This window comes from Streptomyces sp. URMC 123 (genome assembly GCF_051386515.1).
Taxonomy (GTDB): domain Bacteria; phylum Actinomycetota; class Actinomycetes; order Streptomycetales; family Streptomycetaceae; genus Streptomyces.
Window position 1 is genome coordinate 1 of sequence record NZ_JBPQTV010000459.1, and the last position, 3,976, is coordinate 3,976.

A 3,976-nucleotide genomic window follows, 5' to 3' on the forward strand; every position below is an offset into this window, starting at 1 on the left:
GGGACGAACTGGAGGGTCAGGGCCGGTGGGGCGGGGGCCTTGCCCGGGCCGCCCGCCTCGCACCACGTCACGATGTCGTCGAGGCAGTCGTCCCCGGACGCCCAGCCGACCCAGGCGGCCCGGCCGCCGGCCCGGCGGCCCTCCGTCGAGGGCTGCACCACGACCACGTTCGCCTGCGCGCACGGGCCCAGGCAGTCGGACGTGCGGACCGCCAGCCGTCCGTTCGACTCCGCCGCCGCCGACCGCAGCCGGTCGAGCTGCCCTTGGTGGTCGACGTCCGGGTGCTTGGCCGGGTCGCCGCAGCAGCACCCCCGGCAGACCACGACGGTGCAGGGGCGGGCGGCCGTGAACGACCGTATGGGAGCTCGGGTCACGCCTCGGATCGTACGGCGCGGGCCGCGGTCCGCCCAACGGCGGCCCACGGCACGCGACTCGGCGGCCCCGTTCGGCCGAGGCGCCCGCTCAGGACGCCGGCCGCGCCGGCAGCGCGCTCGGCATTCCGCTCGGCAGCACCGACGGGAACCCGCTCGGCAGCTCCGACGGGAACCCCGACGGCAGGTTCGACGGCATGCCGGAGGGGAGCCCACCGGACGCCGCGCCCTCCGGCACCTGCCGGAACGTGTCGACGAGGCCCCCGCCCCAGGTGACCTTGAGCGTTTTGCCGCCGTCCTCCTGGGCCACCGTGCCGTTGGCCCGCTCCGTCTTCCCGGCCGAGCACCGGAGTTCGAGCTTCGGCGCACCGTCGCCGGTGACCTTGCCCGCGCAGGTGTACGAGCCGATCAGCGACGCCTGGCCGTTCGAGACGGAGAGCACGAACGTGCCGCCGGCGGTCTTGGCCACCCAGTTGCCGTTGGCCAGCCCGCCGCCCCCGCCGGGGGACTGCGCCGCGCCGGGAGTGGGCGCGCCGCCCGCGCCCCGGCCGCCGTCGGCCCCCTTGGCGTCGCCGTCGCTGCCGCAACCGCTGAGCACCAGGACGGCCCCGAGGGCCGCCACCGTACCGGCTGTTCGCGCGTGCTTGAGCACTCCGTCTCTCCCCTGTTCGCTGGATGATGGCAGGACGCGCCAACCTACCAGCGCTTGGTTCCGGCCATGACAAGGCCGCTTTCCGTCACGGCGTCACGGCGCGCTCACCCGTGCCCCCGCGGCCGGGCTACCAGCTCGACTTCCGCACCCCCGGCAGATACCCCGCGTGCGCCTGCTCCCGCAGGCGGACCCGCGAGAGCCCGAACGCGCGGAAGTAGCCGCGGGGCCGGCCGTCCACCGAGTCACGGTTGCGCACGCGCGTCGCGCTCGCGTCCCGCGGCTGGCGGCGCAACTCCCGCTGCGCCGCGTCCCTTTCCTCCTCCGGCGTGGCCGGGTTGCGGATGACCGCCTTCAGCAGCGCCCGCCGGGCCGCGTACGTCGCGACCACCGTGCGCCGGAACTCATTGCGGGCGACCTTGCTCTTCTTCGCCATCAGATCCGCTCTCCCCGGGCCCGGATGCGGGCCACGGCCTTCTCGATGCCCAGCGTGTCCACCGTCTTGATGCCCTTGGCGCTCAGCGTGAGCCGGACGTAGCGGTTCTCGCTGGGCAGCCAGTAGCGCTTGCGCTGGATGTTCGGGTCGAAGCGCCGCTTGGTGCGGCGGTGCGAGTGCGAGATGGCGTTGCCGAAGCCGGGCGCGCGCCCGGTCAGCTGGCAGTGCGCTGACATGATCCCTCAATCCCTCCTAATGAAAATGGAAACCATTTCTGTATAGTACTCGCCATGGCCCGCAACGAACTCCGCCCGGTGATCAAACTCCGGTCCACCGCCGGGACCGGCTTCACCTACGTCACCCGCAAGAACCGCCGCAACGACCCCGACCGGCTCCAGCTGCGCAAGTACGACCCGCTGGCCCGCCGCCACGTGATGTTCCGCGAAGAGCGCTGAGCGTCGAGGAGGAGAGAGAACGAGATGAAGCCCGGCATCCACCCCCCGTACCACCCCGTCGTCTTCCGCGACACCGCGTCCGACTTCGCCTTCCTCACCCGCTCGACGGCGACCAGTGAGAAGACGGTCGTGTGGGAGGACGGCAACACCTATCCCGTGGTCGACGTGGAGATCTCCTCCGCGAGCCACCCCTTCTACACCGGCACCGCCCGCGTGCTGGACACCGCCGGCCGCGTCGAGCGGTTCGAGCGCCGCTACGGCAAGCGCGAGGCCCGCTGATGGAGCCGCACCCCCGAGACGGCCGGCGCGCCGGTGACGGCCGGGACGGTCGGGACGGCCGGGACGACCGGGACCGCCTGCCCGTCGTGCTCGTCGGCGGACTGCACGCCGACGCCCGGCGGGCGACGGTCGAGCGGCTGCTGCGCACCGTCCCCGGCAGCGTCGCGCTCCATCACGACCTCTCCGCCGCCCCCGAGGGAACGGTTCGCCGCACGGTGCGCGACACCGGCGGCGTCCTGGACACGGGCGAGGCGCCCCTGGTCAACAACTGTGCCTGCTGCGCCCTGCGCGAGGACCTGGTGCCCGAGCTGGAGCGGCTCGCCGACGGCCGGCTGTGCCGGCTCGCCGTGGTCGAGCTCTGGGACTCCGTGGAGCCCAAGGCCATGGCCGAGGTGGTCGCCGCGCTGAGCGGGGACGCCCTGGAGCTCACCGGCGTGATCACCGCCGTCGACCCGGCGCTGGTCGTGCCCTGTCTGAGCAACGGCGACGACCTCGCGGAGGCGGGCCTCGCGGCGGCCCCGGGCGATCAGCGCACGGTGGCGGACACGTGGGCGCGCCAGCTGGAGTACGCGCCCGTGCTGGCCATCGCGCCGAGCGGGCCGGCCGGTTCCACGGCCGGTCCCGCCGACCCCGAGGGCGCCGCCGCCATGGACGCCGTCGACCCCGCCGACCTCGCCCTGCTCACCCAGCTCCACCCCACCGCGCGCCAGGTGCCGACCACCTCCGGGGCCCTGGCCGAGGCGGCGTTCGCCGGCTTCGACGTGGAGGCCGCGGCCGCCCGCCAGCACCCGGCCTGCGCGCTGCTGCCCCAGGAGGCCGAGGCCCATGGGGTGACCACCGTCGTCTGGCGGCGGAACCGACCGTTCCACCCCGGTCGCCTCTACGCCGCGCTGGAGGACCTCTCCTGTGCCGCGGCCCGCAGCCGGGGCCGGTTCTGGCTGGCCGACCGGCCGGACACCCTGCTGGCCTGGGACGCGGCGGGCGGCGCGCTCTGCGTCGAGAACGCCGGCCCCTGGCTGGCCGCGCTGCCCGACGCGGCCTGGGAGATGGTGCCGCCGATGCGCCGGGCCGCCGCCGCGCTCGACTGGCACCCCGAGCACGGCGACCGCGTCCAGCACCTGGTGTTCACCTCGCCCGACCTGGACCGCGAGGCCCTGCTGGAGCTGCTGGACTCCTGCCTGCTCACCGACGCCGAGTACGAGGGCGGGCGCGAGGCGTGGCGGCGGCTGCCCAGCGACTTCGACGCGCTGCTCGACCCGGTGTCGTAGACCGCTGCCCGAGCCCCCCGTCTCGTAGGCCGCTGCCCGAGCCCGCGTCTCGTAGGCCGCTGCCGAACCCCGCTCGTAGATCCCATAGATCCCGTAGACCCCGTACATCCCGTGGATCTCATGGGTCTCGTGGACCCACCCACCCCGAGGACGAAAGGCCCTCCATGCCCCGCCGCGACGACCGCCGCAAGAACGCCAAGCCCCGCCCCAACCCCCTCGACGCGGCCGGGATCACCTATGTCGACTACAAGGACACCGATCTGCTGCGGAAGTTCATCTCGGACCGCGGCAAGATCCGCAGTCGCCGGGTGACCCGTGTCACCGCCCAGCAGCAGCGCATGCTGGCCCGCGCGATCAAGAACGCCCGGGAGATGGCCCTGCTGCCGTACTCCTCCCGCTGACCCGGCCCCACGCCCCGCGCTTCCGCCCCACTCCCGCACCCCGCGTCCCACCTGCCGTTTCCCGCCTCACCACCCGGCGCATCGCGCCCGCGCCCCCCCCCCATACCGCCAGCCGCC

General features: G+C 74.3%; 8 protein-coding genes. 4 read left to right on the top strand and 4 right to left on the bottom strand.

Features of this window, described 5'->3' with window-relative positions; translation table 11 throughout:
- The 4 genes from ACSNOD_RS29265 to rpmB form a co-directional block, all read right to left on the bottom strand.
- Nucleotides 1–374, bottom strand: a 374-nt coding sequence (locus ACSNOD_RS29265; RefSeq protein WP_436770093.1) for a (2Fe-2S) ferredoxin domain-containing protein, incomplete at its 3' end; no start/stop codon positions are given.
- Nucleotides 375–462: 88 nt separating this feature from the next.
- Complete coding sequence (locus ACSNOD_RS29270) at nucleotides 463–1,023, bottom strand: hypothetical protein (protein WP_436770094.1); 561 nt, start codon at nucleotides 1,021–1,023, stop codon at nucleotides 463–465.
- A 127-nt stretch (nucleotides 1,024–1,150) separates the two neighbouring features.
- Nucleotides 1,151–1,456: a 30S ribosomal protein S14 gene (rpsN, locus tag ACSNOD_RS29275; protein WP_436770095.1), complete on the bottom strand. Its 306-nt coding sequence runs from the start codon at nucleotides 1,454–1,456 to the stop codon at nucleotides 1,151–1,153.
- Complete coding sequence (gene rpmB / locus ACSNOD_RS29280; protein WP_436770096.1) at nucleotides 1,456–1,692, bottom strand: 50S ribosomal protein L28; 237 nt, start codon at nucleotides 1,690–1,692, stop codon at nucleotides 1,456–1,458. The genes rpsN and rpmB overlap by 1 nt, the downstream gene beginning before the upstream one ends.
- A gap of 54 nt (nucleotides 1,693–1,746) precedes the next feature.
- Between rpmB and rpmG the strand changes: the two genes are divergently transcribed.
- The 4 genes from rpmG (at nucleotide 1,747) to rpsR (ending at nucleotide 3,859) form a co-directional block, all read left to right on the top strand.
- Nucleotides 1,747–1,911, top strand: coding sequence for a 50S ribosomal protein L33 (gene rpmG / locus ACSNOD_RS29285; protein ID WP_436770097.1), 165 nt, complete (start codon nucleotides 1,747–1,749; stop codon nucleotides 1,909–1,911).
- A 24-nt stretch (nucleotides 1,912–1,935) separates the two neighbouring features.
- On the top strand, nucleotides 1,936–2,190 hold the full coding sequence (locus ACSNOD_RS29290; protein WP_436770098.1) for a type B 50S ribosomal protein L31: 255 nt from the start codon (nucleotides 1,936–1,938) through the stop codon (nucleotides 2,188–2,190).
- Nucleotides 2,190–3,458, top strand: coding sequence for a CobW family GTP-binding protein (locus tag ACSNOD_RS29295; RefSeq protein WP_436770099.1), 1,269 nt, complete (start codon nucleotides 2,190–2,192; stop codon nucleotides 3,456–3,458). The genes ACSNOD_RS29290 and ACSNOD_RS29295 overlap by 1 nt, the downstream gene beginning before the upstream one ends.
- A gap of 164 nt (nucleotides 3,459–3,622) precedes the next feature.
- Nucleotides 3,623–3,859, top strand: a complete 237-nt coding sequence (gene rpsR, locus ACSNOD_RS29300; protein ID WP_436770100.1) for a 30S ribosomal protein S18 — start codon at nucleotides 3,623–3,625, stop codon at nucleotides 3,857–3,859.
- Nucleotides 3,860–3,976: the final 117 nt, after the last annotated feature.